Source organism: Aeromonas sp. MR19, from assembly GCF_963899305.1.
GTDB lineage: Bacteria > Pseudomonadota > Gammaproteobacteria > Enterobacterales > Aeromonadaceae > Aeromonas > Aeromonas bestiarum.
This window is the reverse complement of sequence record NZ_CAWQWZ010000002.1, coordinates 1-24,640: the sequence shown is the minus strand read 5'-3', so window position 1 is coordinate 24,640 and position 24,640 is coordinate 1. Positions and strand designations below refer to the sequence as shown.

The following is a 24,640-nucleotide window of genomic DNA, read 5'->3' as shown; positions in this document are numbered from 1 at the left end:
TGGATTGAATCGCCTGTTATTTTATTTTTTTTATAAATCATGCTTTTATTCTTTTCTGTGATGAGGTGCTCTGGCTGTTCTCCGAGTGTTTGCTCGAGCGAGAGGTTATTTCTTTCTATAAATTTGTGAGGTGAAAAACTGTGGTGGTATGTGAACCAACGCACACAAATGGCAGTGATTGGGGAAGATGAGAAGAGATCACGGGAGGAAAAACTGGAGAAATGGGTTTGGCAGGAGAGGGGAGCGAAAGCTCACTTTGCGAGGCGGTTATATCATATGCGCGACCGAATCGAGCCAGTGCGGAACCCGTTGCCGATACCAGTCCAGATAGCGCTGCGCTTGCGGTTTCTCTCTTCTGGTCAGCAGATTGGTGACCTCAATAATCAGCCAGCACTTCGCCATGATGAGATGGCGCAGCAACCGGTCGCCAGAGAGAAGCGAACTGTGGCGCAGGTAGTGTTCAATGATGGCTTCATACTCCGCCAGTGAACCCACCTGTGGCACCAACGGAGCCAGATCGATGGCCGGGCTGCCATAACCAAATCGCTCCCAGTCAAACAACACCAGCTCACCATTGTCGCGGGTGCCCCAGTTACCCTCATTGCTATCCCCCGAGATGAGACAAGGCTCCGCAAACAGCTCGTGGCCAAGCTGCTGAATATGGTGAATTGTCTCACTGGCTGATTCCGGCAGACAGAGCACAGAGAGCGCCGCGTCGGTATCGGCGAGCGACCAGCTGTGCACTTTCAGCGCAAAATCGGGTTGATAGCGACTGTTGTGCAGACTGGCCAGCTGAACAAAGGTCTGCTCGCTGTGGTGCAGTTGCGTGAGGGTGACCGGATTGGGGATCTGCTCAAGGAACAGGGCCTCCCCCTCGACTCTGAGCAGAGCCGGGGTGTTGACCCCGCGCAAATGGGGAGCTGCGCGTTGGTAAAAATGGCGCTCGACCGGTGATGCTCCGCTTTTTCTGATGCAAGGAGTGCCATCCAGCATCTGGATATTTACGGAGGCACTCCCCATCTTTGCCAGCTCGTGTTGCGTCATCCAGTCCCCCGTTAGCTATGAATGGCCAGTTGAGTGAGATAGCTATTTACCTCTGCGCGAGTCGTGAAATGGCGCTTATCACTTTGGCATCGTTCAAATAGCTCGCGATGGAATTGGCGGGAGCTTTTGCTGGCTCGCTGCCCATATTCCGATGCCCACACCAGCAGTTTGTGAAAGTTATCTTCGGCTGCCATTGCATCCCGTTGCTTGGTGTTTTCCGAGCCGCGCGATATCAGTGAATCACGGCATACAGACCAGTCGAGATCCAGAAATAGCAAGGTATCGGCGGTATCAAGCAGCTGTTCGGCCAAGGCACCAAATATCCCTTCGACCACCCATGAGGGCTCTTGGGCAAGTGTTTGAATGGCAAAGTCAATCTCATGCTGGGTCGTTTTTGGTTAAAGCCGCCTGGCTGCCAGACAAGAGTGTCCAGATTGACCTCGCGGATATTTAACCGCTCTTTTCTGGAACAGATATCTGGAGGCTGGAAAGTAGAGGTGATGACGCTGAGAGTGGATTAAAAGTAGGTTGGCGGTTCGCCGACATAGCGTGGCCGCCTATGAGAGAAATACATGCAATCACCCCCCGGAATGCGCCTATACCCCAGCCTCTCGTAGAAGTGATGGTCGATATCTGCATGGAGGAAGGTGGCGACGGCATCGGGACTACCCAGCAGCATGCCTGTCACCCCACGTAGCAGATGGGTGCCAAATCCTTGCCCCCTCATCGCAGGTGTCGTTGCCAGTGAACCTATGCCAAAACAGCCCTGGCCAAGGCCAAATCGGTCCCGATAGACGATAAGGGAAGAGACAGGCTGATTGTCCACAATAAGGACATACCACACACCGGAGCGGTATTTTTGACTGGCGTGGCAGCTCGCCAGATATTCAGTCGGTGACAGTCCTTCGCCCCAAGCATCAAAGCCCATCCAGAAGATGGCATTCAGTTCATCTGGGCTGGCTTTTCTTGTCTGCATCCTGCATTCATCCCTTTACCAGTGTCATGGCGATCGATATGGCTCTCGTTGCTTTCGATGAGATGTGGCGACGCTGAATTGATCCCCCCACCATTTATCCCCAGGGCGCTACAGGCTGCTGAGGGTAGGGATAGCCTAGCCCAGTTCAAGGTAGAGTCGCAGCATATCCTTGTGCTGGATGCCGTGCTCCATCAAGGGTTCCGGGTAGTGGATAAGGAAGTGATTTTTTACGACGGTATCGACGCGAAAGCCGTGGCGTTGGTAGTAGGTGAGCTGGTGGCCGAAGCTGCCGGTACCGAGCTCGACGCGGCATACCCCTTTCTCGGCCAGGCTCGTCAGTACGAAGCGCAGCAGGCCGGAGCCGATGCCTTGCTGCTGGCGGTTGGGGGCAACGGCGATATTGAAGATTTCGGCCGTTTGCTCCCCCACCAGACCGGCCACGCAGGCTCCCACTACCTCGTTGCCATTGTTGCCCGCCAGGGCGGCAAAGCCCCAGGATCCGGGCAGATAGGCGGCAATGCGCTGCTCAGCGGGATCCGCCTCCAGCAGCAGCGCCAGCGGCAGTTGACCGGGGTCCATCTCGACAAACGTCATCTTTATCTCGCTTTTATCTTGCTCTGTGTTAGTGATTATCCGGGGCGCGCCGTCCTCTGGGCCTCAATACTCCAGAAACTTCTCCCCGCAGCGCTCGCAGATCAGGTGCTTTACATGGGTGGTCTGGTAAGCCAGCGTTTCGCCAAACGCCCAGTTGGTGATGCTGCTGGAAGTAAAGGCTTGCCAGAAGGCTTTGCGCGGATCCTTGGGCATGATGTCCTGAGTGTGATCGCGGGCGACCAGCACCACGATATGGCGGGTGCGCTCCCGGCATTTGTCACAGCGATGGATTTCACTCGGCGGGTTCTGGTCGTGCGGGTTGCTCATAAAGGGGCTCGTGAAGAGAGTGGGCGCCCATCATATTCCTCTCCACTTGGCTCTCAATCTCTCCTTGCCAACGCAGTGAGCAGGCTCACGTTTTGGCGCTCGCGCTTTTCTGCTTGACCACAACTGTCGCTTGCCTGGCGCCGCAACAGGGCGCCTCAGGCCGACTCTCGTTTTTGCAGATTGGGGGTGATGATATGGCGCTTGGGGGCAAGTTCCGGTTGCTGCATCCGGGTCAGCAGCCGCTGGGCGGCCTGGCGGCCAATTTCGCGGGCCGGTGAGCTGACGAAGGTGAGGGCGGGGGAGGTGAGCTCGGCTTCCGCCACATCGTCAAAGCCGAGCAGGGCAACTTGCTGGCCGACGTAGTTGTCCTTGCCTACGCTGCGCCCGCTCGCCTCGACGCCGTAGATGGCGCCAAGGGCCACCTCCGGGTAGTGGCAGAGCACTGCGGTCACCTTGGGGTGCTGGTGCAGCAACTGGGCGATTGTGTCGGCTGCGCTGCGCTGGGTGCGTTCGCACTCGAGCACCCACTCGGGTTTGAAGGGGAGGCCGTATTGCAGCAGGCTGGCGCAGTAGCCGCCGATGCGCTCGGCGCGGGTGAGGGAATCGGCCCGCCCGCCGACGTAGGCGATATGGCGGTGGCCCTGCTCGATGAGATAGGTGGTGGCCTGCTGGGCGGCATGGGTGTTGTCGGGGCCGATAAAGTCCACGTCATCGCGGTAGTAGGAGCGGGCGGCACACACCACCGGCAGCTGTGAGCCCAGCAGGGTCTCCAGGGTTTTGGCCGCCGCGCCGCGCACCGGATTGAAGATGATGCCTGCCACCCCCTGCCGCGACAGCGACTGTATGCTCTGCTGCAACCGCTCCGGGCTGTGGCCGCACTGGGTCAGAAACAGCAGATAGCCCTGCTGCTCCAGCACCTCGCTCACCCCTGCCGTGACCTCGGTATAGAAGGGATCCGTGATGTCCCGCAGGATCAGGCCCACCAGGTTGGACTGCTGGCTGCGCAGGTTGGCGGCGGCGCTGTTGGGCACGTAATCGAGCTGTTTGATCGCCTGCTGCACCCGCTCGGCGGTGGCCGGCGAGATGCGTCCCTTGCCGCGCAATACCATGGAGACGGTAGTGACCGAGACCCCCGCCAGCTGGGCGACATCGGTGATCTTGGCGTTTTTCGGTACAAGCGGTTTGGGCGACATAGGTTTGGACGGCATGGGTTGTGACGACATAGGGCGAGTGCTGCAGCCATGGGCAAAGAGACCGGAGAACCACAGCATACCCCCTCGTATACCCAAGTGAAACGTTACATCACGGCGGCGCCGATCTGGCTCACAGATTTTGATCCTCTTGCCATTCGGGCCAGCCATTCTGTGATCCTGTCGGCACTTGCGAGTTGATAAAACGTTTTATCATCCGAAAAACCTGATGCAGGCTCTCTCCGCTGTTTGCCCTCGCCGAGCGCAGTGCGGGAGATCGGCATCGAGACGCGACCTTCACTTCACAAGGATCAGACACATGGCCAAGTCCCCCGCCAAATCCACGATATGGGAGTTTCTGCAGAGCCTCGGCAAGACCTTTATGCTGCCGGTCGCCCTGCTGGCTTTCTCCGGTATCCTGCTCGGTGTTGGCAGTTCGCTCACCAGCGATGCGGTCAAGCAGAGCATGCCCTTCCTCGACAACATGGTGCTGCAACTGCTCTTCCTCTGGATGACCAAGGTGGGGCTGGTGGCCTTTATCTACCTGCCGGTGATGTTTGCGGTCGCCATTCCGCTGGGGCTGGCCCGTGAAGAGAAGGGGGTGGCCGCCTTTGCCGGTTTCGTCGGCTATGCGGCGCTCAACCTCTCCATCAACTTCTACCTCACCGTGGCCAACGTCATCGGTGACGGGGCGCAGGAGAAGGCCTACGGGGTAAAATCCATCCTCGGCATCAGCTCCATCGACACCGGCATTCTGGGGGCCATCATAGTCGGGGTGATAGTCGCCAAACTGCACGCCCGTTTTTACACCTACAAGATGCCGGATGCGCTGGCCTTCTTCGGCGGCGCCCGCTTCGTGCCCATCATCACGGCGCTGGTGCTGGGAGTAGTCGGCCTGGTGGTGCCCCTGGTCTGGCCCTGGTTTGCGGCCGGCATCAACGGCATAGGTACGCTTATCTCCCACGCCGGTCCCTTCGGCCCCTTCCTGTTTGGTACCGGCGAGCGGCTGCTGCTGCCGCTCGGCCTGCACCACATTCTGGTGGCGCTCATCCGCTTCACCGAGGCGGGCGGCACGTCGCTTGTGTGCGGCAATGAGGTAAGCGGCGCTCTCAATATCTTCTATGCCGAGCTATCCTGCGCCGACACTACCCAGTTCTCGGTGTCGGCCACCTCCTTCCTCTCTCAGGGCAAGATGCCCGCCTTCCTCGGCGGCCTGCCGGGGGCGGCGCTCGCCATGTATCACTGTGCCCGTCCGGAAAATCGCGGCAAGATCAAGGCGCTGCTGGTCTCCGGCGTGGTGGCCTGCGTCATCGGCGGCATCACTGAGCCGCTTGAGTTTCTGTTCCTGTTCGTGGCACCCGTGCTCTATGTCATCCACGCCATCCTGACCGGTCTGGGCTTCATGACCATGGGGCTGCTCGGCGTTACCATAGGCAACACAGACGGCAACCTCATCGATTTTCTGGTGTTCGGCGTGCTGCAAGGCACCGCCACCAAGTGGTATCTGGTGCCGGTGGCGGCGGCCATCTGGTTTGCCATTTACTACGGCGTGTTCCGCTTCGCCATAGTGCGCTTCAACCTGAAAACTCCGGGTCGGGAGATTGAGACGAGCGAGACCGCCCAAGTTGTCGGCAAGAAGGCGGGCAACAGCGGTTACAACGGTGAGGTGATCCTTAACGCCTTGGGCGGTGCCGACAACATACTGGCGCTGGACAACTGCATCACCCGCCTGCGGATGTCGGTGCAGGACATGAGCCGGGTCGATGACAAGGTATTGAAGGCGAACGGCGCCATCGGGGTGATCAAGCTCGACGAGCACAACCTGCAGGTGGTGATAGGCCCTCAGGTGCATCTGGTGAAAAACCAGCTGCAGAGCCTGATGGGGGCCTGATCCGGCCCGCCTGTTGCCTTGATCCTACGGGGGCGCCATGCCCCCTTGTTCATCCGTGCTTTTGCTGGCGAGAGAAAAAGAGATGCCCAACACAGAATTGTTTGATTTTGACCGCCGGGTCGATCGCCACGGCACCTACTGTACCCAGTGGGACTATGTGGCCGACCGCTTCGGCCACGCCGACCTGCTCCCCTTTACCATCTCCGACATGGATTTCGAGACAGCCCCCTGCATTCGCCAGACCCTGGCAACACGCCTCGAGCACGGGGTCTTTGGCTACAGCCGCTGGAATCACGGCGACTTCAAGGGGGCGGTCAGCGACTGGTTTGCCCGCCGCTACGGGGCCAAGCTCGACCCCGAGACTCTGGTCTACGGCCCTTCTGTCATCTATGTGATCGCCCAGCTGGTGAGCCTCTGGTCGGCCCCCGGCGAGGGGGTGCTGGTGCATACCCCCGCCTACGACGCCTTCGGCAATATGCTGGCTGCCAATGGCAGGGGGCTGTTGCCATGCCCGCTAATAAAGGCGCAGGGGAGTTACCAGATCGACTGGGCTTGCTTCGAGCAACAAGCTGCTCGCCCCGATTGCCGCATCCTGCTGCTGTGCAGCCCCCACAACCCCACAGGCCGGGTCTGGACGCGGGATGAATTGAGCCGGATGGCCGCCATCTGCCAACGCCACGGGGTCAAGGTGATCTCGGACGACATCCATATGGATATAAGCTTCGCCCCCTACCTGCCCTGGAGTGAGGTGGCGGTGGATGATGGCTGGGCACTGGTCAGCTCGGGCTCGAAATCCTTCAATATCCCGGCCCTTGGCGGTGCCTACGCCTTTATCGCCAACGCGGATGCGCGGGCCGCCTATCTGCAGCGGCTCAAGGCGGCCCATGGCCTGTCATCGCCACCCATTCTCGGGGTGCTGGCCCATATCAGCGCCTATCGGGACGGCGGCGCCTGGCTCGACGCCCTGAAAGCTTATCTGCACGGCAACCTCGCCCAGGTGGCGGCGCGGCTCAACGCCGCCTTCCCCGCCATCGACTATCGGGTGCCCGAGGGGACCTATCTGGCCTGGATTGATCTGCGCGGCCTTGGCATCGACTCCACCGAGCGGATGGATGCGCTGCAAGTCTTGCTGGTGGAGAAATACCGGGTCGCCATCATGCGCGGCGATACCTACGGCCCCGAAGGCAAAGGCTATATCCGCCTTAATGTCGGCTGCCCTCGCTCGAAAGTAGATAAAGGCCTCGATGCCCTGATTGGGGCGCTGCAGGAGCTGCTTGCCGGATAGAGAACCGCCGCCCTCGGGCGGCGGTTGTTATTTCGAGGCCGCCTTTTCAGGTTTGTAACGGGTCTGCTCTATCTGATCGAAGCGCAGGATCAGGGTATCGCCCCCCTTGAGGCGATAGGCGCAGTGGGAAGCGTTGCACGCGATGCGAATATGGGGCTCATCCCCCAGCAGGGGAGATTGACTATGGGCCTCAGTCTGCGGCCACTTGCCTTGTTCGAGGCGGGTGATTTGGCTTTGTGCTTCTGAGGCACCTCGAAGGAAAAAGGCCAGAGCTAGCCAAATAGGCAACAGCACTGCTAAAAACAGGAAGGCGAACTTGTTGTAGTTGTTTCCTAGCCGGACAAGTGTTCGGAAAAGAAAGGGTGCTGGGTAGCGCCCAATTTTTTTCGCTCTTTTGATCAGCCAACGATAGAACATTGAGCTTTGCCACAGCCATGTGAGATGAATTCGCCAGCGGGGGCAGATGATAAGGGCGATGGCCACTGAAAAAATTGTGAATATGCTACCCAATACAGGCCACATCCAGGGTTTAAGCATATTGAGAGTAGAGAGGAGGCCAAAGGCCAGAAGATAATCTGCCGGCGGAGAAAACTCGGCATAGTCGAGCCCAAACGCCAGGGTATAGCCATAGTGATAGGCCATACCCAAGAGGTAGGTCGCTGCTGTCAGGGCAGGAATGGCCGCCACGACCAATCCCGCAAAGCGCCAAGTCGTCTCCTTTTCTTCGGGTTCCAGCTCAGAATTGCGCAATCTTTTTATATGTTGGCGAAGCCAGCGCCAACGGGCGGCGGCTGTTTGGTCACTCACTGGGCGGCCCTTCATTCATCTAGTTGATATATGAATCTGTCAGAGAATGGCGCGGCTGCGAAACAGTACCTTGCCGCAGGCAAGACAGGTGTGACGCAGACGGTAATCCCCGGCGCCAGTCAGCGGGCTGAACAGTACCTTGTGGGAACCGCAGGCGTAGCAGCTGGCGTTCTCGTCATCCTCGGTGGCGCATTCGGGATGCAGGTTGAGGTACTCAGGCAGGGTGGGCAATTTGTCCCAGTCGGGCTGAGTGACAGAGCGGTTCTTGAGGATGATGCCGGCGGTCACCAGACCCGCCAGGGTGAGCAGTACGTCCGTCAATTCCATGTTGTGCAAGGCTCCGTCCATGTGCGGTCGCAAGGCCGGCTGGCAGGCGAAGGCACAATATGGCTCCTATCTTATATTTCCGTGGGCTGAGTGTGTTATCCCCGCCTGGGTGGCCGGTACGGCTGGCGGATTGGCTCTGCTCTCTTTAGCTGGTGTTGAAATAAACGGAGGGGCCCTCGGCCCCTCCTGTTGCACATCGGATCAAACGCCCTCGTCAGGCTACCTTGCTGCCCGTCAGAGTGCGGGCCAGCAGCCCTTCCGGGTTGTGGATGGCCTCCCTGGTCTTCACATCGATGACCTCGATATTGGCGAAGCGCTCCCGGTTCTTGATGGCCACATCGTGGGCCAGGATGACACAGCGAGCGTTGGCTACGTCCTTGGCGCTGATGCGGTTGATGATGCCGTTGGCGCCTTGGGTCTCCACTTTCAGCTTGATCCCGGCCTTGGCAGCTGCCTTTTGCAGGCTCTTGGCGGCGAGGAAGGTGTGGGCCACGCCGGACGGGCAGGCGGTGATGGCGAGCACGTCCGCTTCCCCTTCCGCTTCGATGATCTGATAGCCGTTATCGTCGGCCGTCACTGTCTCATCCTCGGTCACCGGCTTTTTCAGCAGGTTGACGATAAGGGCCGTGGTCAGGGCGCCGAGTACGGTTCCCAGGATATAACCCATCTTGCCTTCCACCACAGGCAGCACTATCCAGCCGCCCCAGGGGGCATGGTTGATGCTGTGCATCATGAAGCCGGTGATGTTGCCGACGATCCCACCCGCGACGATTGCCGGAATGACGCGCACCGGATCGGCGGCGGCAAAGGGAATGGCCCCCTCGCTGATGCCGATCATGCCCATGATGGCGGCCGCCTTGCCCGCTTCACGCTCTTCCTTCTTGTAGCGACGTGGTGAGAGCAAAGTTGCCAGCGCCATGCCGAGCGGTGGCACGCAGATGGCGATGCCGACCCCGCCCATCAGCCAGGGCTGGGTGTTGACCTGGGTCTGGGCGAACAGGGTCGCCACCTTGTTGACCGGGCCGCCCATGTCAAAGGCGGTCATGCCACCCAGGATGGCGCCCAGCATTACCTTGCCGGAGCCCGCCATGCTGGAGAGCCAGTGGTTCATCCCCTCCATCATGGCGGCGATGGGCGCCCCTATCACCCACATGACGATACCGCACACCAGGAAGGTGCCGATCAGCGGATAGATGAAGATGGAGCCGAGCGAACTCATGGAATCCGGGAGTTTTATTCGCTTGAGCTGATTGACGATAAGCCCGGCGATAAAGCCCACCAGGATGGCGCCGAGAAAACCTGTGTGAAACTGCTGCACCGCTATCCAGGAGCCGATCATGCCGGGCGCCAGCCCCGGTTTGTCCGCCATTGAGTAGGCGATATAGCCGCCGAGCACGGCGGTAAACAGGGTGAGCCCTGCTATCCCCATGTCGGCCATGTCCTTGAGCACGCCCGCCTCGGGCACGGCGCCCTTGCCGCTCATCATCACGGAGAGCGACAGCAAGACGCCCCCTGCCACTATGAAGGGGATCATGTGGGAGGTGCCAAACAGCAGGTGTTGCTTGAGGGTATTGAGCTGGGCCTTGATGCTGCGATCCTGGGGTTCAGGTGCACTGGCTTTCGGTTGAGCTGCTGCCTCGGCGCGCACCGGCTGCTTGCCGGCTAGGCCGACAGGCGCCGTGGCTGCCAGCAGCTTGAGCACTTCGGCCTTGCTGGTGGCCGCCTGCATCCGGGGGATAAAGCCGGGTTCCAGCAGCTTGGTGGAGAGCTCGGCCAGCACCTCGATATGGTGGTTGGCGCCGCCTGCCGGGGAGGCAATCATGAAGAACAGTTTGGAGGGCAGTCCATCTTCGGCGCCGTAGTCGATCCCCTGGCGGCTGATACCGATGACGATGGCGGGCTGCAGCACGGTCTCGCTCTTGGCGTGGGGCAGGGCAACCCCCTGTTCAAAACCCGTGTTGTCGAGGTTTTCCCGTGCCCAGAGGTCGCGCACGAACTGATCCTGATTGCCTATCTTGCCGCAGGCTTTGAGCTGGGCGGCCAGTTCGACAAACAGTCCCTGCTTGTCGTTGGCCGCTATGTCGAGGCAGATCAGTCCTTCATCTATCAAGGTGGTGAGCATAGGTGTCTCCTGGCTCTGCGAGCCCTGGTGATATGAGTAACGAATGGAGCAAACGATTGACCTGCCTATTGTTTCTCCCAAGCCATGTCACCGAAATCGGATATATGTGCCCTTTACTGGATTTTTGTGTCAGTCCCCTCACCCTGTGAGCCGGTTCGCATTTTTGTTTATGCCATGGTATTGGCCAATGTTTGATTAAAGCTGTTTAAAAACATATGGTTGGGTTTGGAAGCTAAATGAGAATAAAGAGAAGGCGGGACATTAGCCCCCTGAACCGGCAAGCATGGATGGAGATTTGTGCGCCCTTGCCATCTCTTGAAATGTGAGCCGCTTGGCAAAAGTGCGGCCCGGGAGCCAAAGTGCGCATCAGCAAGGGGAGATAGGCCGGCCTGGCCGAGCCGCGTGAAAAAAATGTGCATAACCAGCAGCCCTCGATGATGGCGGTGTGAAAGTCGGTGTAATTGATTTCAATTTGCTGATAATAAAAGGAAATTTATGATTTCATCACGCCGGCTTCGGATGATTTAACGTGGTTTCATAAGAGGCTTTTAGCTGCTTTTTAGATTAGCTTTTGCATAATCAATCGTTTATTTAGTTGGACAATCCAGGCGGGATCGGTGTCCAATCAGGGAGCAGGTTGGCCAACAGTGCCGTCAGCCAGTGTGTAACCCTATGATGTAAGGAGACATCCTGATGGAAAAACTTGACCAAGAGATCGACACCATGCGCCAGGAGTTTGAGTCACAAGGCCAGAAACAGGCCCACGACAAATGGCAAGCCAGGGTCGATGAACTGCAACGGGAACGGGAGCGTTCAGAAGCGCCCCAGCCGGAAGCGGCAGAACACTAGCCCGCCGACGGCCACTATCGTGATGGCCATCGGTCAAGCAGATAATAAAAACCCCCACGGCCCGCAAGGGAGGTGGGGATTTTTATTGGCCGGGCGATGGCGCCCTTGAAGGCGTCATGCGGCGCAGACTGACGAACGAAGGCGCAGCCAGGGAACAACAAGGGCCATCAGTGATGGCCCTTGCTCGTTTATTAGGTCATTGAACCCGTGCCGGGTTCACGCCTTAGCAGCGGTTGCCGGCGCGGGCGACCCGGCCTTCGGCCAGCAGCTGGTAGTGGCCGGTGGCGGCAGGGACAAAGGCGGACTGGCCCTTCTCGAGGCGCAGCGTCTCGTCGCCCTGCTTGAGCGTCACAGTGCCATCGATGGCAAACAGGATCTCGGCGCTGGCGGTGGTGAGCGTATGCTCGCCCGCCGGATAGACGCTGAAGGTGAAGTCCGGCACCGGCACGTCGAAGTGCTGCACCGCACCCTCTACGCGGGGGGCCAGCAGGATCTGGTCGTCCGGCTTGGGTAGGCAGCGGGTGCAGTCCAGCAGCTCGGCCACGTCTATGTATTTGGGGGTGAGACCCGCGCGCAGCACGTTGTCCGAGTTGGCCATGATCTCGAGGCCGGTGCCGCGCACATAGGCGTGGGGGGTGCAGGCATCGAGGAACATGGCCTGACCCGGTTGCAGGGTCACCACGTTCAAGAGCAGCGGCGAGAAGAGTCCCACATCCCCAGGGTACTGGGCGGCCAGACTGGTGATCAGCGCAAAAGTCTCCTCATCCTGGTGCGCGGTGGCATAGGCCAGCAGGCCCGCCAGGGCGTCTTCCTTGCGCGCCCCTTGTAAAATCAGCAGCTGATGGAAGAAGTGCTGCAGGCCCGCTTCCTGCTGGTTGGCGGCAAGGGCCGCGACCAGATCGGCGATGGCGGGCAGCTTGACCCGCTCGAATAGCGCCAGGATGGCCGGGATGGCGCGAAAGCCGTTCATCGCCTGATAGGGGGTGAGGGCAAACACCAGCTCGGGCTTGTGGTTGGGATCCTTGTAGTTGCGATTGGCGGCCTTGGGCGAAATGCCGGCGGCCTCTTCTTTGGCAAAGCCCGCTTCGGCCTGCGCCTTGCTCGGGTGCACCTGAATGGAGAGGGCCTTCTCGGCGCACAGCACCTTGAACAGGAACGGCAGGCTGCCGAAACGGGCCTGGGTGGCCTCGCCCAGCACGGCGGCGGGGGCGCTCTCTATCAGGGTTGAGAGCTTTTGCGCCTGCCCGGCCAGCACTACCTCGGAGCAGCCATTGGGGTGGGCACCCATCCACAGTTCGGCCTGGGGCTTGCCCGCCGGATTGGGGATGCCGAACAGGGTGGTGAGGGCGTCATGGCTGCCCCAGTCGTAGCCTTGAATCGGATTTTGCATTGACAAAAAAGAGGGCAGATCGCGACTGCTCATAAGGGATGCCTCATTTGGTGTGCAGAAAATCGGGTGCAGAAAAGGGTGGCATTGCTGCCGTGGACCGGACTATAACATGGGCGGTCGCGGGCACCGCAACCGCTTGCCTCTCTCTTGATCAGGATCAGCATGTCTCTTGTCTTCAGCCAGTTGCTCGATGGCGCCCTCCACGAGCAGGCCCCCTTCGACCAGATCTGGTTTGCCCAGGATCAGGGGGTGCCGCCCGGTTTCAGCTATCAGGTCAACTTTCCCCGCCTCGAGCTGGTGTTCAGCGGCGAGTATCGCAACCAGATCTGGGACAGGGAGCAGGGCTGCCAGGAAATCTGCATCGCCCCGGGGCAGGCGCTCTACATCCCCCCCAACGGCTGGAACAAGCCGCTCTGGACCACCGACTGCTCGGTGTTGAGCCTGCTGTTCGGCAAGCGTCAGCTGGGCTTCAGTCTGGTGAGCAAGCGGCGGGAAGACCCCGATTTCTTTGACGTGCAAAAGCACAGCATCATGGCCCGGGCCGGCCATGTGAACGAACACATATTGGCGGCGCTCAACGTGCTGACCGAGGATCCCGCTCGCTCCCCCACCGACAATCACCTGCTGCAGGCGCTGCTCACCAGCGTGCGCCAGCTGCTGGCGGAGTCCGCCGCCGAGCGGCCAAGAGGGGCGGACCTGTTTCACGGGATCTGCATCTATATCCAGGAGAATTTTCACCGCCCCATCACCCGCGACTCCATCGCCCACCGCTTCAACGTCTCGGCCAGCCATCTCTCCCACCTGTTTCGCGAGCAGGGCCACATGCGCCTGGCCGATTACATCAGCTGGGTGCGGATCGACAGGGCCAAGTTCATGCTGAAAAAGTACCGGTTTCGGCTGGAAGAGGTGGCGAGCCGCTGCGGTTACGGCGATGTGAACTATTTTTGCCGGGTGTTCAAGCAAAAGACCGGGCTGACCCCTTCACAGTACCGCTCCCTGAGCCAGCCACAGGGGCAGGGCGAGGGGCTGGTGGGATAAGCAGGGATGCCGCTGGAACCTGCGAGAGTCAGGCGTTGGCTGGGCCGCTGTGGATCCGGGGCGGGCAGGCTGGACGCATTGTGATCCAGTACTCGACTATGGTCTGACATGCGTGCTCGCCATTTGATTATGAAAACGAATGGGCTAAGATGGCCGCGCGCAACTTACAGATTGATAACAAACGGAAGTTAGGAGATGCCGATGGAAAGCAAAGTAGTTATCCCGACCCAGGGCCAGAAAATCACAGTCGATGCCAACGGCAAGCTGCAGGTTCCCAACCATCCGATCATTCCGTTTATTGAAGGGGATGGCATAGGTGTGGACGTGACCCCGGCCATGTTGAATGTGGTCAATGCCGCGGTCGAGAAAGCCTACAAAGGCGAGCGCAAGATCGCCTGGATGGAGATCTATACCGGCGAGAAGTCGACTCATATCTATGGCGAAGGTGCCTGGCTGCCGGCCGAAACCCTGGATTTCATTCGTGAATACTGCGTGGCCATCAAGGGCCCGCTGACCACCCCGGTCGGTGGCGGTATTCGCTCCCTCAACGTGGCCCTGCGTCAGGAGCTGGATCTCTACATCTGCCTGCGCCCGGTCCGTTACTACGAAGGCACCCCGAGCCCGGTCAAGCGTCCTGACCTGACCGACATGGTGATCTTCCGCGAGAACGCCGAAGACATCTACGCCGGTATCGAGTGGAAGGCGGACAGCGACGAAGCCAAGAAGGTCATCGCCTTCCTGCAAAACGAGATGGGCGTTAAGAAAATTCGCTTCCCCGAGTCCTGCGGCATCGGCATCAAGCCCATGTCCAAGGCCGGTACCGAGCGTCTGGTACGTGCCGCCATCGAGTATGCCATCGACAACGATCGCGACTCCGTGACCCTGGTGCACAAGGGCAACATCATGAAGTTCACCGAGGGTGCCTTCAAGGATTGGGGCTATGCCCTGGCCCAGAAAGAGTACGATGCCCAGCTCATCGACGGCGGCCCCTGGTGCTCCTTCAAGAACCCGAAAACCGGCAAGACCATCGTGGTCAAGGACGTCATCGCCGACGCCTTCCTGCAACAGATACTGCTGCGTCCGGCCGAGTACGACGTCATCGCCTGTATGAACCTCAACGGTGACTACATCTCCGACGCCCTGGCCGCCCAGGTGGGTGGCATCGGTATCGCGCCCGGTGCCAACATAGGTGACGGCGTGGCCCTGTTCGAGGCGACTCATGGCACCGCGCCCAAGTACGCCGGTCAGGACAAGGTCAACCCGGGTTCGCTGATCCTCTCCGCCGAGATGATGCTGCGCCACATGGGTTGGACCGAGGCGGCCGATCTCATCATCAAGGGCATGGAAGCGGCCATCGCCAACAAGACCGTGACTTATGACTTCGAGCGACTGATGGAAGGCGCCACCCTGCGCTCCTGCTCCCAGTTCGCCCAGGACATGGTTGATCAGATGTAAGCGGTGAGACTGAAATGCAAAACCGGCGCCATGAGCGCCGGTTTTTTTATGGGTTACAGGCCGCTGGCCTGAAGGTGCACCTGTGATCAGGTGGTCTTTTCCACGTGCTGTTGATAGAGCTGTTGCCACTTGCTGCTTTCGGCTTCATCGCCCTGCGTCTGCCAGAACTCGCAGATGGAGTTGGCGAGCTCGGATGCCATGGCGTGATCTCCATCGCGGCGACTCATCAGATATTGTCCCAGCCAGCTTTGATATTGTTTCATTGCCCGATCTCCTTATCTAAGGTGCCCTTGGTGGTTGCCCGTTTGGCAGACAAGCCTCTCGACCGCTGCCAGACCTGACTCAACCAGGTCACTGTTTTCCTGCGCACCTCTGTTCGTTGTTATCGCCGGATTGGGTAGCGATCTCGCCGGATAACGGCGCTAACGGGGCGCAGATGTCAAAAAACGGTCCCTATCCTATCACAAAATAACCAACTTGGGGGGATTGGCGGCCGAAGGAGGAGAGGTGAGGTGCTCACGCTCAGGGCAAAGGGTGTGCCATCTTGCTGATCCATGAAGAGAAAAACCCGCCAGGGTGGCGGGTTTATTGGGTGAAAAAAGATCAAATTTTGGCGGTGGCCAGGTATTTTTCCATCTCCTCGGCGGGCACCATGCCGCCGCCGGTGGCCCATACCAGGTGGGTGCTCTGTGCCATGTGTTGGGCAGTCAGACCGCGCGATGCCTGCCACTCTCCATCGGCACTGACCCGCCACGGACCCGGCATGCCGGCCAGCGCCGAGGGTTCGAGTTTGATCTGCTCATCCCGTGCCAGCAGCCCCAGCAGGTCATACATCTCCTGATCGCTCAGGGTGAAGAAGCCATCGAGCAGTCGCTCCATGGCGCGGCCGACGAAGCCGGAGGCGCGCCCCACCGCCAGACCGTCGGCGGCGGTGAGGTTGTCTATCCCCAGATCCTGCACCGCTATCCCGTCGTGCAGGCCGGTGTGGACCCCCAGCAGCATGCAGGGGGAGTGGGTGGGTTCGGCAAACAGGCAGTGGACGTTATCCCCGAACGCGAGTTTCAGGCCAAAGGCCACGCCGCCGGGGCCGCCGCCGACACCGCAAGGCAGATAGACGAACAGCGGGTGCTCGGCATCCACCTTGATGCCCATATCATCGAACTGCTTTTTCACCCGCTCGCCCGCTACCGAGTAGCCGAGGAACAGGGTGCGGGAGTTCTCGTCATCGATGAAGAAGCAGTTGGGATCGCGCTCGGCCTCCTTGCGCCCTTGCTCCACTGCGACACCGTAATCTTCGGCGTATTCCACGACTATGACCCCGTGTTCACGCAACTTGCGCTTCTTCCACTCCCGCGCATCGGCGGACATGTGGACTGTGACGGTGAAACCGAGCTTGGCGCTCATGATGCCGATGGACATGCCGAGGTTGCCGGTCGAGCCCACGGCAATGCTGTACTGGCCGAAGAACTGGCGAAACTCGTCCGTGAACAGCTTGCGATAGTCATCTTCCTCGCGGAGCAACCCTGCCTTGATCGCCAGCCGTTCGGCATGGGTCAGCACCTCGTAGATGCCGCCGCGCGCCTTGATGGAGCCGGAGATGGGCAGATGGCTGTCTTTTTTCAGCAGCAACTTGCCGGTTACCTCGACGCCGTAACGCGCATTGAGCGTTGTCTGCATGGCCGGGATGGCGGCGATCTCGGACTCCAGAATGCCCTTGCTGGCACGGGTCTCGGGGAAGGCGTCGCACATGTAGGGGGCGAAGCGGGCAAGCCGGGCGGAGGCATCCGCCACATCGCTGCCATCCAGCCCCACATGGGGCAGGCCAACCGCCAGCGTGCTGGCCTTGGGGTTGAACCAGGTCACGGGCTCGAGTGCGATCAGGGATTGCACCAGTGGGAATTGGGTAATGAGTTGTTGGACGTCGATGTTTTTCATGGGATGTCTCGGTCTTGTTACACGATATAGGAGAGCAGGAAAGTACCGGCCAGCGCCATCAGGGAGGCGACAAAGGTGGCGGTAGTGTAGTACTTGAGCGTTTCGTTCAGGGTTGCGCCGCAATACTGCTTGACCAGCCAGAACAGGGAGTCGGTCACCATGGTGCAACCGATGGCGCCGGAGCCGATGGCCAGCGTCATGATCTCGGGGCTGATGTTCGGGTAGTGCACCATGATGGGGGAGACGATGGCGGTGGCACCCATCATGGCGACGGTGGCGGAGCCGACGGCCGCATGCAGCACTATGGCCACCAGCCAGGCCAGCAGTATGGGATGCATGTCCAGCTGGGAGAGAATGGTCGCCAGGCTGTCCCCCAGGCCGCTCGCCTTGAGCACGCCGTTGAAGGCGCCGCCTGCCCCTATGATCAGCAATATGTTGGCAATGGAGGAGAAGCACTGCTCGGTCTGGTTCAGCAGCCCTTCCATCTTCATGCGCTGACGGATCCCCAGCACGTAGTAGGCGGTGAAGGCGGCGATGAACATGGCGGTGATGGGGTTGCCGATGAACTCCAGCAGGGTATAGAGACCGCTTGCGTGATCCATGTTGAGCTCGGCCACCGTCTTGGCCAGCATCAGCAGTATGGGCAGCAGCACGGTGAACAGCGAAGCGCTCAAGGTTGGAAGGCTTGCCTCGTCGCGCGCCTCTATATTCGCAAAGGCGGCAGGCACCTCCTTGAACGGCACCCGCTTGCCCAGCAGCTTCAGAAACAGCGGGCCGCCCACCAGGGAGGCAAACAGCCCGACCGCGAGGCCATAGACGATGACGGAACCTATGTCGGCACCCAGCTGATTGGTGACGTAGAGCGCGGCCGGGTGGGGCGGCACTATGCAGTGCACGGCCATCAGGGCGGTGCAGAGCGGGATGGCCAGGGTCAGCAGCGAGGTCCTGGTCTTGCGGGCGATGGAGAAGGCCAGCGGAATGAGCAGCACGACTCCCACTTCGACAAACAACGTGATGCCGCACACCAGACCGACCAGCACCATGATCACCTGAGGCGAGAGCCAGCGGCATTTCTGCAGGGCGAGACCTATGCGCTCTGCCGCGCCCGATACCTCCATCATCTTGCCGAGTATGGTGCCAAGGCCGATGACGGCGGCCAGAAAGCCCAGGGTGCCGCCTATGCCTTCCTCCATGGCGTTGACCATCTTGACCGGGTTCATCCCCATCATGGTGCCCACATAGAAGCTCGCCAGCAGCAAAGCCAGGAAAGGATGCACCTTGCCCTTCACTATGGTGAAGACAATCAGAATGATGCTAGTCAGCAAGGTACCGACGACCCACACTTCAGAATTCATACTGCGCCTCTATGTGTCATGAGTGATGATTAGGCGCCTATTGAATGAAAATGACGGGCGGCTGACAAATGATGAAAATGGCGTCTTGGATGATCTGTGTTGATGCAAAGGTGCCACATCCATCACATTTATCGGATTTGATGGGATTTGATGGGATTTGATGGGATTTGATGGGATTTGGGTTGTTTGGTTGCATCCAAAGGCCGGTTTTCTGGCTATCATCTGTGCGTTTTTTGGGGCGAAGAGGCGTGCCAGATGTATACCGAAGACAACTACGTATCGAGAAACAAACTGCTGAACGGTTATCAGCTCTCCAAGTTGCATACCTTCGAGGCGGCGGCCCGTCACAGCTCCTTTGCCCTGGCGGCGGATGAGCTGGCGCTCAGCCCGAGTGCGGTGAGCCACAGGATCAGTGCGCTGGAAGAGGAGCTCGGTTTCAAGCTGTTTCAGCGCTTTCACCGCAAGGTGATGCTGACCGCAGAGGGGCAAAGAGTCTTCTGGGCGCTCAAGTCCTCGCTGGAGTTCATCAACCAGGAAATCCTGGAGATCAGGCATCAGGAACTGTCCGGTTCCCTGACCGTCTACTCCCGCCCCTCCATCGCCCAGTGCTGGCTGGTGCCCAGACTCGCGGATTTTTCTCGCCTGCATCCCCAGATCGATCTCAACGTCATGACAGGCAACGAGAACATCAATCTGCACGGCTATGGCATAGACCTGACTATCTATTTCGATGACAAGACCCCGGAGCGGCTCGCCATCCACCCGCTGATGGATGAGTACATGGTGCCGGTTTGCAGCCCCGAATATGCCGAGCAGCATGGGTTGCTGGACAATCCAGACCACTTGTCTCGCTGTCGTCTGCTGCACGACAGGCAGGCCTGGGGCCATGACTCGGACAGCGACGAGTGGAGCAGCTGGGCCCGCCAGTGCGGCATCTCTCTCGACGCCTGCCAGTCGAACATGGGGTTCGATCGCTCCGATCTCGCCATCATAGCCGCCATGAACCACGCCGGGGTCGCCATGGGCCGCAAGAACCTGGTGAGCAAGCGGCTGGTCAGAAATGAGCTGGTGGCCCCCTTCCCTGGCATGGAGGTGCGCTGCGAGCAGCGTTACTACATAGCGACCTTGCCCAACCGTCAGTGCCCCAAGATCCAGGCCTTTGTCGACTGGATCTGCGCCCAGGCAGGGGAGACACAATAAGCGGCAGGGCCAAGCACCGTGTTATTCCCCGTCTGGGGTGCAGGATGGAGGGCGAATACCCGGCAAAAAGCGGTGCAGACGGTAGGAGCGGCGCCGGAGAGCGGGGAATTCGTCTGACATCCGAGCGAGTTAGACGAATACACCGTCAGTAAAGGCTCAATCGTTCGACATAGGATGGAAACCGGACACAAATAAAAAAGGCCACTTCTTGCGAAGTGGCCCCTTCCAAACGTGGCTGGGTGAGTCTGAATAAATAACTCATGTTATTGATTATATATAATTTTTTTAGTGAAAAGAGCTTAGGTGTTACTGGCAAATAAGCCACCACACATTTTGCCATTGAGGCGTACCTGTCTACCCCGCGAAAAAGCCAGTCAGGTTGCCGGCTACTTCGAGCGATCGCGACGCACTTCTCGGGATGCGGGTTCAAATCCCTATGACCCGGATCCTACGATTCATACTCAGCGTGTTGTTCTTCGCGCCGATGTATTTCGTTTTTCACAGGGCTGCGCAATTGCGCACTATCCAAGCCTCCTCTTTAACTTTTGCCACACCTGAAGCATCCAATACTGGGCCACTTGTTGCGTTTCGTTTTTGTGCAGTTTGTAGTGCGCTGTGCCAGTGATGGTCATACAGAACTCGTTCTACCATGGAGCAATCACGAATGCGCACGATTGAGATGACTTGATACTGGCCAATTGGGGGAGCGACTCATAGTCGTAACTTGGCCACAGATATGCTGTTGAGCAAAGCATGTGTTTTTTGACGTTATCGGCCCACTTCGGCGCTTAGGACGTCTCACTGCACCCCAGCCCGGGCCAGCTCATCCATGATGGCCTGCTTGCGCTCAACGGCCTACCAGCAGCGTCTAGTGAAGGCATCAAGGGTAGAACACTCCTTGAGCAGGGTCTTACGGGTGTCATCCTTGAATGACTCGGTCACCAGTTTGCCATCGGTACTGGCCTGACGCTTACTGCCAAGCCCGTGATGTTGAGCCCCTTGGGTGGAGCCTAGCCGCTGACCCTTGACCTAACCGGGTCAGGCGACGGCGTGGTCGCCCACTCGGTGGGCCCGTTCGGGCCGCAGGGTGGATTGCTATGCCACAGAGCGTGGACGACGGTGGCAACTGAGTGTGCGAGCCGGATATGGCACAGGGCAGAACAGCCCATACCGGAGGCTGCTACACTGGCGGAAGAGATTCGTACGGACACACCAACAAGGAAGTTGATGATGAGAGAGATTCCCTGCGCCCTCGCGGCGTGGCTGCCCCCCCAACCCCCCAGTCCGGGGCATCTGCGCGCCGATCTGGATTCCTGGCGGCAGCAGTTTTTTCGGGCGCTGCCCGACGCGCGGTGCTTCGAGGCCCTGTTCGATCGGGCTCCGGACATTGTCTTCTCCATCAAGGACAGGGCTGGCCGCTATGTGAGCATCAGCGAGGCCTGTACTGAGCGCTGTGGCCTGGCGAGCCGGCATGATGCCATCGGCAAGACGGCCCACGAGATCTTCCCACCCCACATGGCAGCGCGCTACCAGGCCCAGGACGATCGTCTGTTTGGCACCGGTGAGCCCGTAGTGGACAATCTCGATCTGACCCTGTTTAACGACCGCAGCCCCGGCTGGTGCCTGACCAACAAGGAGCCGCTGCGCGATGCCGGTGGCGCCATTGTAGGCCTGGTATGCATGTCACGCGATCTGCACGAGCCGAGCCGGGCCGGCTTCATCGACGATCGCTTCGTCGAGGCGGTCGATCACATCCTGACTCATTATCCCACCCCCTTGCGCATTGAATCGCTGGCAAGACGGGCCGGGGTATCAGTCGCCCAGTTTGAGCGGCGCATGAGGCGGATCTTCCAGCTCTCCGCCGGTCAGTTCATCACCAAGACTCGCATCGACATCGCGATCAACTGGCTAAAGGGCAGCGATATGGCCATTGCCGACATCGCATTGCGGTGCGGTTTTTGCGATCAGAGCGCCCTGTCGCGGCAGTTTCGAGCCCTGACAGGCCTGTCTCCACGCCAGTACCGGCAGTTGCTGCGCCGGGGGAATTGACGCGCCGCCGGTGCGGCGCGTCGTACTCACCTATTGAGCCAGCCCCACACTGAGGCTCAGATCCCGGTAGGGTGCACCGGCGTCCACCGCTATGTGGTAGTAGGTGCCGCCCTCGGGGGCCTGGATGGTGACTGCCTCATCGTTACCGCCATTGGCCGAGCCCTGATCGTAGCTGCCCCGGTTCGGCCAGCCCTGGTGCATGACATAGAGGTTGGCGTCGCCACTGCCACCTCGGGTCTGCACCGTCAGCCGCGTCGTTCCCTGGGGCACGAAGACGTAGAAGTAGCGGATGTCGTCCGACGCGATACCGGTGCGGGCACAGGTCGCGTCGATGACCTGATCGTCGGGATAGCCGCAGTCCGGCTCGGGCGGCTGGCCGGCCGTGGTGGCCGTCTGCACCCAGGCGGCGAAGTCGTCGTCATAGGCCAGATCCTGCATGGTCGACCAGTAGCCGTCATAGTCGTCGGCGCGAAATCTGGTCACGGTATCGTCCACCCTGTCCCTGTGGTGTTCGAACATGTAGCGCACCGCCATATAGCCCCAGCGGTAGGCGCGGGTCCCATAGTCGTTCATGTCATAGGTGTTGCCGAAGATGGTCGACAGGGGATAGGTGCCGGCCTGGGCCGCCTCGATCGCCTTGGCGTTGTCGTTGCCAAGGGACAGATACTCGGCCAGACCTTCTATCCACCAGACGGTGGGCTGGCTGATGGCTCGGGCGAAGTCGCCGGCCATGTTGAAACGGCCATCCAGATAGTGCACATACTCGTGCTCCAGGTTCCACACCGAGAACCGGGGGCGTAGCCAGGAAGCCTCGTGGGCGATGAAACGCGCCTGGTTGCCGGGTTGGTCGGGATCCCCTTCCAGATACATGCCGCCGTTGTCGGTGGCGATGCCGTAGATGACGCCAGCATAGCGGCTGTAGTTGGCGTAGTCGTCGAACACCACCACCTCCAGCGCGTCGTTGACGTCGCCCGGCAGTGGCCGGTTCTGGGTCTTCAGCATGCGGTGGAAGTATTGCTCCTCGTTGGCCAAGGCGGCGCAACTCTCGGTCAGTTGCTGCTCTGTCATATCCTGGGCTCGGATGCGCAGGGTCGACCCGCACTCGTGGCGGATCGGCAGCACTATGTCGGCCAGCCGCTGCTCGAAGTCACAGGTGCCGTACTCGGCGCAGCGGGCATTGTCATAGTATTTCACGGCACTGGCGGCCGCTAACCAGAGATCGGCGCCGGGGCCATCCAGACTGCTCTTTTCCAGGATCTGCTCGATCCTGGCCCGAGACGCGGCGAAGTGGGCCGGATACTGCATGTAGCGCAGGGCCTCGTTCAGGCTGTCGGTGAGCTGGTAGGCGTAGCTGGTGCCGAGCAGAGCGGCCTGGTTGCCCTGCACGAAGGCGAACAGGGCCTCGGCGTAGCTGCCGTCTTGCTCGGCCAGGGCGCGCCCCTCAGCGCGGTAATGGGACATGAACAGGACGGTCAGCAGGCCGGTGTAACCTGACCCCACCTCCCAGTGCTTGAGGGCATCGGCGGCATTCGGCTGTCCGTCTCGATTGGTGAAGCGAGCGATGAGGGGCTTGAGGCGCGGCATGTAATAGGCCTCATCACGGAGATTGGTCATCAGGGTGAAGCTCTCCCCGATCGTGCTGCCCGCGTCCGGATTGGGGATGAACAGGGCCGGGTTGTCCAGCAGCCGATCGAGGCCGACCCGGATCGCGTCGCGTACCGTAAGCGGTGGCTCCGGATAGAGATCGCGGGCGATGGCATTGTAATAGCCGGCGCGCAGATAGAGCACCAGATTGGCGAGGCCACGGCCACTGCCCTGATAGTCGGCGGCGCGCGCCTGCAACCGTTCGGCCACCGCCAGCAGGTTGGCGGTGTCATAGATGCGGGCGCCGTCGTCCGCCGTGAGAGAGAAGAGGCCATAGGTGCACGACACCTCGGGCAGGCCCTCCAGGTAGTCGGCCAGTGCAGCACCGGATTTGTCGAGGAAGCCGGCCGGATCGCGACAATCGCCCCCCTCGGCCAGCAGGCTCTGGGCCTGAGCGCGCCAGTCGGGCTCCCGGTCGCGCTGGACGTGGGGATCTTGCGCCAGCTCGGGGGCGGCGGGCGGCGGCAGCAGGCGGTGCAGCCGCGGCGCCGGCAGGGTTGTGAGGGACTGGCCGTGCTCGGCGCCGGCCAGATCTGCCGGCACCATGGCGGGCGAGGGCAGGGAGACGGGGGCCTCGGTAGCGGCCAGGGCGGTGGCCCAGCCAGCCAACAACAGACACGCCAGGGGTTTTAGTGCAAGCATAGGACTCTCCATGGTTGGGGTAGATGCCCGTGCCGGTGTAGTCACGCTGCTGGCGCCTCCCTGCGCCGGTCCGGGACACCTAATGTGGCAGAGAGTCCCCCCGCCCGTATTGGCATATCCCTGCGCCTTGACGGCGCAATTTGCCAAAAACGCTTCGCCCGGGCATGCCTTCGCCATCTGGTGTGGGCAGGTAGCACCCCCTCATTGGGATCCGCAGATGCAGGACGATTTGGGCGCCCCTTCACCATCAGGAAATAGCATGGACAGGCATTGTTCATAACAGAGCTACCAAACCTATCTCCCAGTTCAACTTGATGCGCACCATTAGCCTGGCAATGCATCAGCCTGGCAATGCATCGTTTTGCACCACAAGATGAGACTCGATACGGTTTGTGAATCGCCCCTACTTTCCTAGACACCTCAAGAGCCTCAAACTGAGGTCATTCAGGAGGTGTTATGAGCAAGCAGCAACGTTACACGGAAGAATTTAAACTGGCCGCCGTCAAGCAGGTGACTGAGC

At 60.0% G+C, this 24,640-nt stretch carries 22 protein-coding genes; 7 read left to right on the top strand and 15 right to left on the bottom strand.

Annotated elements, in window-relative coordinates; genetic code table 11:
• Positions 1-267 precede the first annotated feature (267 nt).
• The 7 genes from AACQ95_RS01020 to AACQ95_RS00990 all read right to left on the bottom strand — a co-directional run bounded on the left by AACQ95_RS01020 (position 268) and on the right by AACQ95_RS00990 (position 4,415).
• Positions 268-1,044 carry a phosphotransferase gene (locus tag AACQ95_RS01020; RefSeq protein WP_241280291.1) on the bottom strand — a complete coding sequence of 259 codons (777 nt, stop codon included), beginning with the start codon at positions 1,042-1,044 and terminating at the stop codon, positions 268-270.
• 11 nt (positions 1,045-1,055) lie between these two features.
• Positions 1,056-1,355: a hypothetical protein gene (locus AACQ95_RS01015; protein WP_241280289.1), complete on the bottom strand. Its 300-nt coding sequence runs from the start codon at positions 1,353-1,355 to the stop codon at positions 1,056-1,058.
• A 206-nt stretch (positions 1,356-1,561) separates the two neighbouring features.
• Positions 1,562-2,020: a GNAT family N-acetyltransferase gene (locus AACQ95_RS01010; RefSeq protein WP_241280287.1), complete on the bottom strand. Its 459-nt coding sequence runs from the start codon at positions 2,018-2,020 to the stop codon at positions 1,562-1,564.
• Positions 2,021-2,155: 135 nt separating this feature from the next.
• On the bottom strand, positions 2,156-2,614 hold the full coding sequence (locus tag AACQ95_RS01005) for a GNAT family N-acetyltransferase (RefSeq protein WP_241280286.1): 459 nt from the start codon (positions 2,612-2,614) through the stop codon (positions 2,156-2,158).
• Between the two features lie 63 nt (positions 2,615-2,677).
• The gene (locus AACQ95_RS01000; protein WP_041217726.1) at positions 2,678-2,941 is read right to left on the bottom strand and encodes a hypothetical protein; all 264 of its coding nucleotides are present in this window, start codon (positions 2,939-2,941) and stop codon (positions 2,678-2,680) included.
• A 155-nt stretch (positions 2,942-3,096) separates the two neighbouring features.
• Entirely contained in the window at positions 3,097-4,134 is a 1,038-nt protein-coding gene (locus AACQ95_RS00995; protein ID WP_241280377.1) for a Mal regulon transcriptional regulator MalI, read from the bottom strand.
• A 104-nt stretch (positions 4,135-4,238) separates the two neighbouring features.
• Positions 4,239-4,415: a hypothetical protein gene (locus AACQ95_RS00990; protein WP_241280285.1), complete on the bottom strand. Its 177-nt coding sequence runs from the start codon at positions 4,413-4,415 to the stop codon at positions 4,239-4,241.
• 35 nt (positions 4,416-4,450) lie between these two features.
• On the opposite strand from AACQ95_RS00990, the gene malX reads away from it, so the two are divergent.
• Both malX and AACQ95_RS00980 read left to right on the top strand, forming a co-directional pair.
• Entirely contained in the window at positions 4,451-6,022 is a 1,572-nt protein-coding gene (gene malX / locus AACQ95_RS00985) for a maltose/glucose-specific PTS transporter subunit IIBC (protein WP_241280284.1), read from the top strand.
• A gap of 82 nt (positions 6,023-6,104) precedes the next feature.
• Positions 6,105-7,307, top strand: a complete 1,203-nt coding sequence (locus tag AACQ95_RS00980) for a MalY/PatB family protein (protein ID WP_241280283.1) — start codon at positions 6,105-6,107, stop codon at positions 7,305-7,307.
• Positions 7,308-7,334: 27 nt separating this feature from the next.
• On the opposite strand, the gene AACQ95_RS00975 is transcribed toward AACQ95_RS00980, so the two are convergent.
• The 3 genes from AACQ95_RS00975 to AACQ95_RS00965 form a co-directional block, all read right to left on the bottom strand.
• The gene (locus tag AACQ95_RS00975) at positions 7,335-8,114 is read right to left on the bottom strand and encodes a hypothetical protein (protein ID WP_240485574.1); all 780 of its coding nucleotides are present in this window, start codon (positions 8,112-8,114) and stop codon (positions 7,335-7,337) included.
• A 39-nt stretch (positions 8,115-8,153) separates the two neighbouring features.
• Positions 8,154-8,441: a hypothetical protein gene (locus AACQ95_RS00970; RefSeq protein WP_241280281.1), complete on the bottom strand. Its 288-nt coding sequence runs from the start codon at positions 8,439-8,441 to the stop codon at positions 8,154-8,156.
• A gap of 214 nt (positions 8,442-8,655) precedes the next feature.
• A complete protein-coding gene (locus tag AACQ95_RS00965) occupies positions 8,656-10,563 on the bottom strand; it encodes a PTS fructose transporter subunit EIIC (protein WP_241280279.1) in 1,908 nt (635 codons plus the stop codon).
• Between the two features lie 693 nt (positions 10,564-11,256).
• Between AACQ95_RS00965 and AACQ95_RS00960 the strand changes: the two genes are divergently transcribed.
• A complete protein-coding gene (locus AACQ95_RS00960) occupies positions 11,257-11,412 on the top strand; it encodes a hypothetical protein (RefSeq protein WP_167336119.1) in 156 nt (51 codons plus the stop codon).
• A gap of 223 nt (positions 11,413-11,635) precedes the next feature.
• Here the strand turns inward: AACQ95_RS00960 and manA are convergent, their stop codons facing one another.
• Entirely contained in the window at positions 11,636-12,835 is a 1,200-nt protein-coding gene (gene manA, locus AACQ95_RS00955; protein ID WP_241280277.1) for a mannose-6-phosphate isomerase, class I, read from the bottom strand.
• 129 nt (positions 12,836-12,964) lie between these two features.
• Here manA and AACQ95_RS00950 point away from each other — a divergent pair, with 129 nt between their 5' ends.
• Positions 12,965-13,840, top strand: a complete 876-nt coding sequence (locus AACQ95_RS00950) for a helix-turn-helix transcriptional regulator (RefSeq protein WP_241280276.1) — start codon at positions 12,965-12,967, stop codon at positions 13,838-13,840.
• A 201-nt stretch (positions 13,841-14,041) separates the two neighbouring features.
• The gene (icd, locus tag AACQ95_RS00945) at positions 14,042-15,295 is read left to right on the top strand and encodes an NADP-dependent isocitrate dehydrogenase (RefSeq protein ID WP_241280274.1); all 1,254 of its coding nucleotides are present in this window, start codon (positions 14,042-14,044) and stop codon (positions 15,293-15,295) included.
• An 86-nt stretch (positions 15,296-15,381) separates the two neighbouring features.
• Here the strand turns inward: icd and AACQ95_RS00940 are convergent, their stop codons facing one another.
• The 3 genes from AACQ95_RS00940 to dsdX form a co-directional block, all read right to left on the bottom strand.
• On the bottom strand, positions 15,382-15,558 hold the full coding sequence (locus AACQ95_RS00940) for a hypothetical protein (protein ID WP_005328937.1): 177 nt from the start codon (positions 15,556-15,558) through the stop codon (positions 15,382-15,384).
• 340 nt (positions 15,559-15,898) lie between these two features.
• Positions 15,899-17,230 carry a D-serine ammonia-lyase gene (locus AACQ95_RS00935; protein ID WP_241280273.1) on the bottom strand — a complete coding sequence of 444 codons (1,332 nt, stop codon included), beginning with the start codon at positions 17,228-17,230 and terminating at the stop codon, positions 15,899-15,901.
• Positions 17,231-17,247: 17 nt separating this feature from the next.
• Positions 17,248-18,585 carry a D-serine transporter DsdX gene (gene dsdX / locus AACQ95_RS00930; protein WP_241280272.1) on the bottom strand — a complete coding sequence of 446 codons (1,338 nt, stop codon included), beginning with the start codon at positions 18,583-18,585 and terminating at the stop codon, positions 17,248-17,250.
• Between the two features lie 255 nt (positions 18,586-18,840).
• On the opposite strand from dsdX, the gene dsdC reads away from it, so the two are divergent.
• Positions 18,841-19,785, top strand: a complete 945-nt coding sequence (gene dsdC, locus AACQ95_RS00925) for a DNA-binding transcriptional regulator DsdC (protein WP_241280270.1) — start codon at positions 18,841-18,843, stop codon at positions 19,783-19,785.
• A 1,230-nt stretch (positions 19,786-21,015) separates the two neighbouring features.
• Positions 21,016-21,834, top strand: coding sequence for an AraC family transcriptional regulator (locus tag AACQ95_RS00920; RefSeq protein ID WP_241280268.1), 819 nt, complete (start codon positions 21,016-21,018; stop codon positions 21,832-21,834).
• A gap of 30 nt (positions 21,835-21,864) precedes the next feature.
• Here AACQ95_RS00920 and AACQ95_RS00915 read toward each other — a convergent pair whose 3' ends face one another.
• A complete protein-coding gene (locus AACQ95_RS00915; RefSeq protein ID WP_241280266.1) occupies positions 21,865-24,120 on the bottom strand; it encodes a M9 family metallopeptidase in 2,256 nt (751 codons plus the stop codon).
• Positions 24,121-24,640 lie beyond the last annotated feature (520 nt).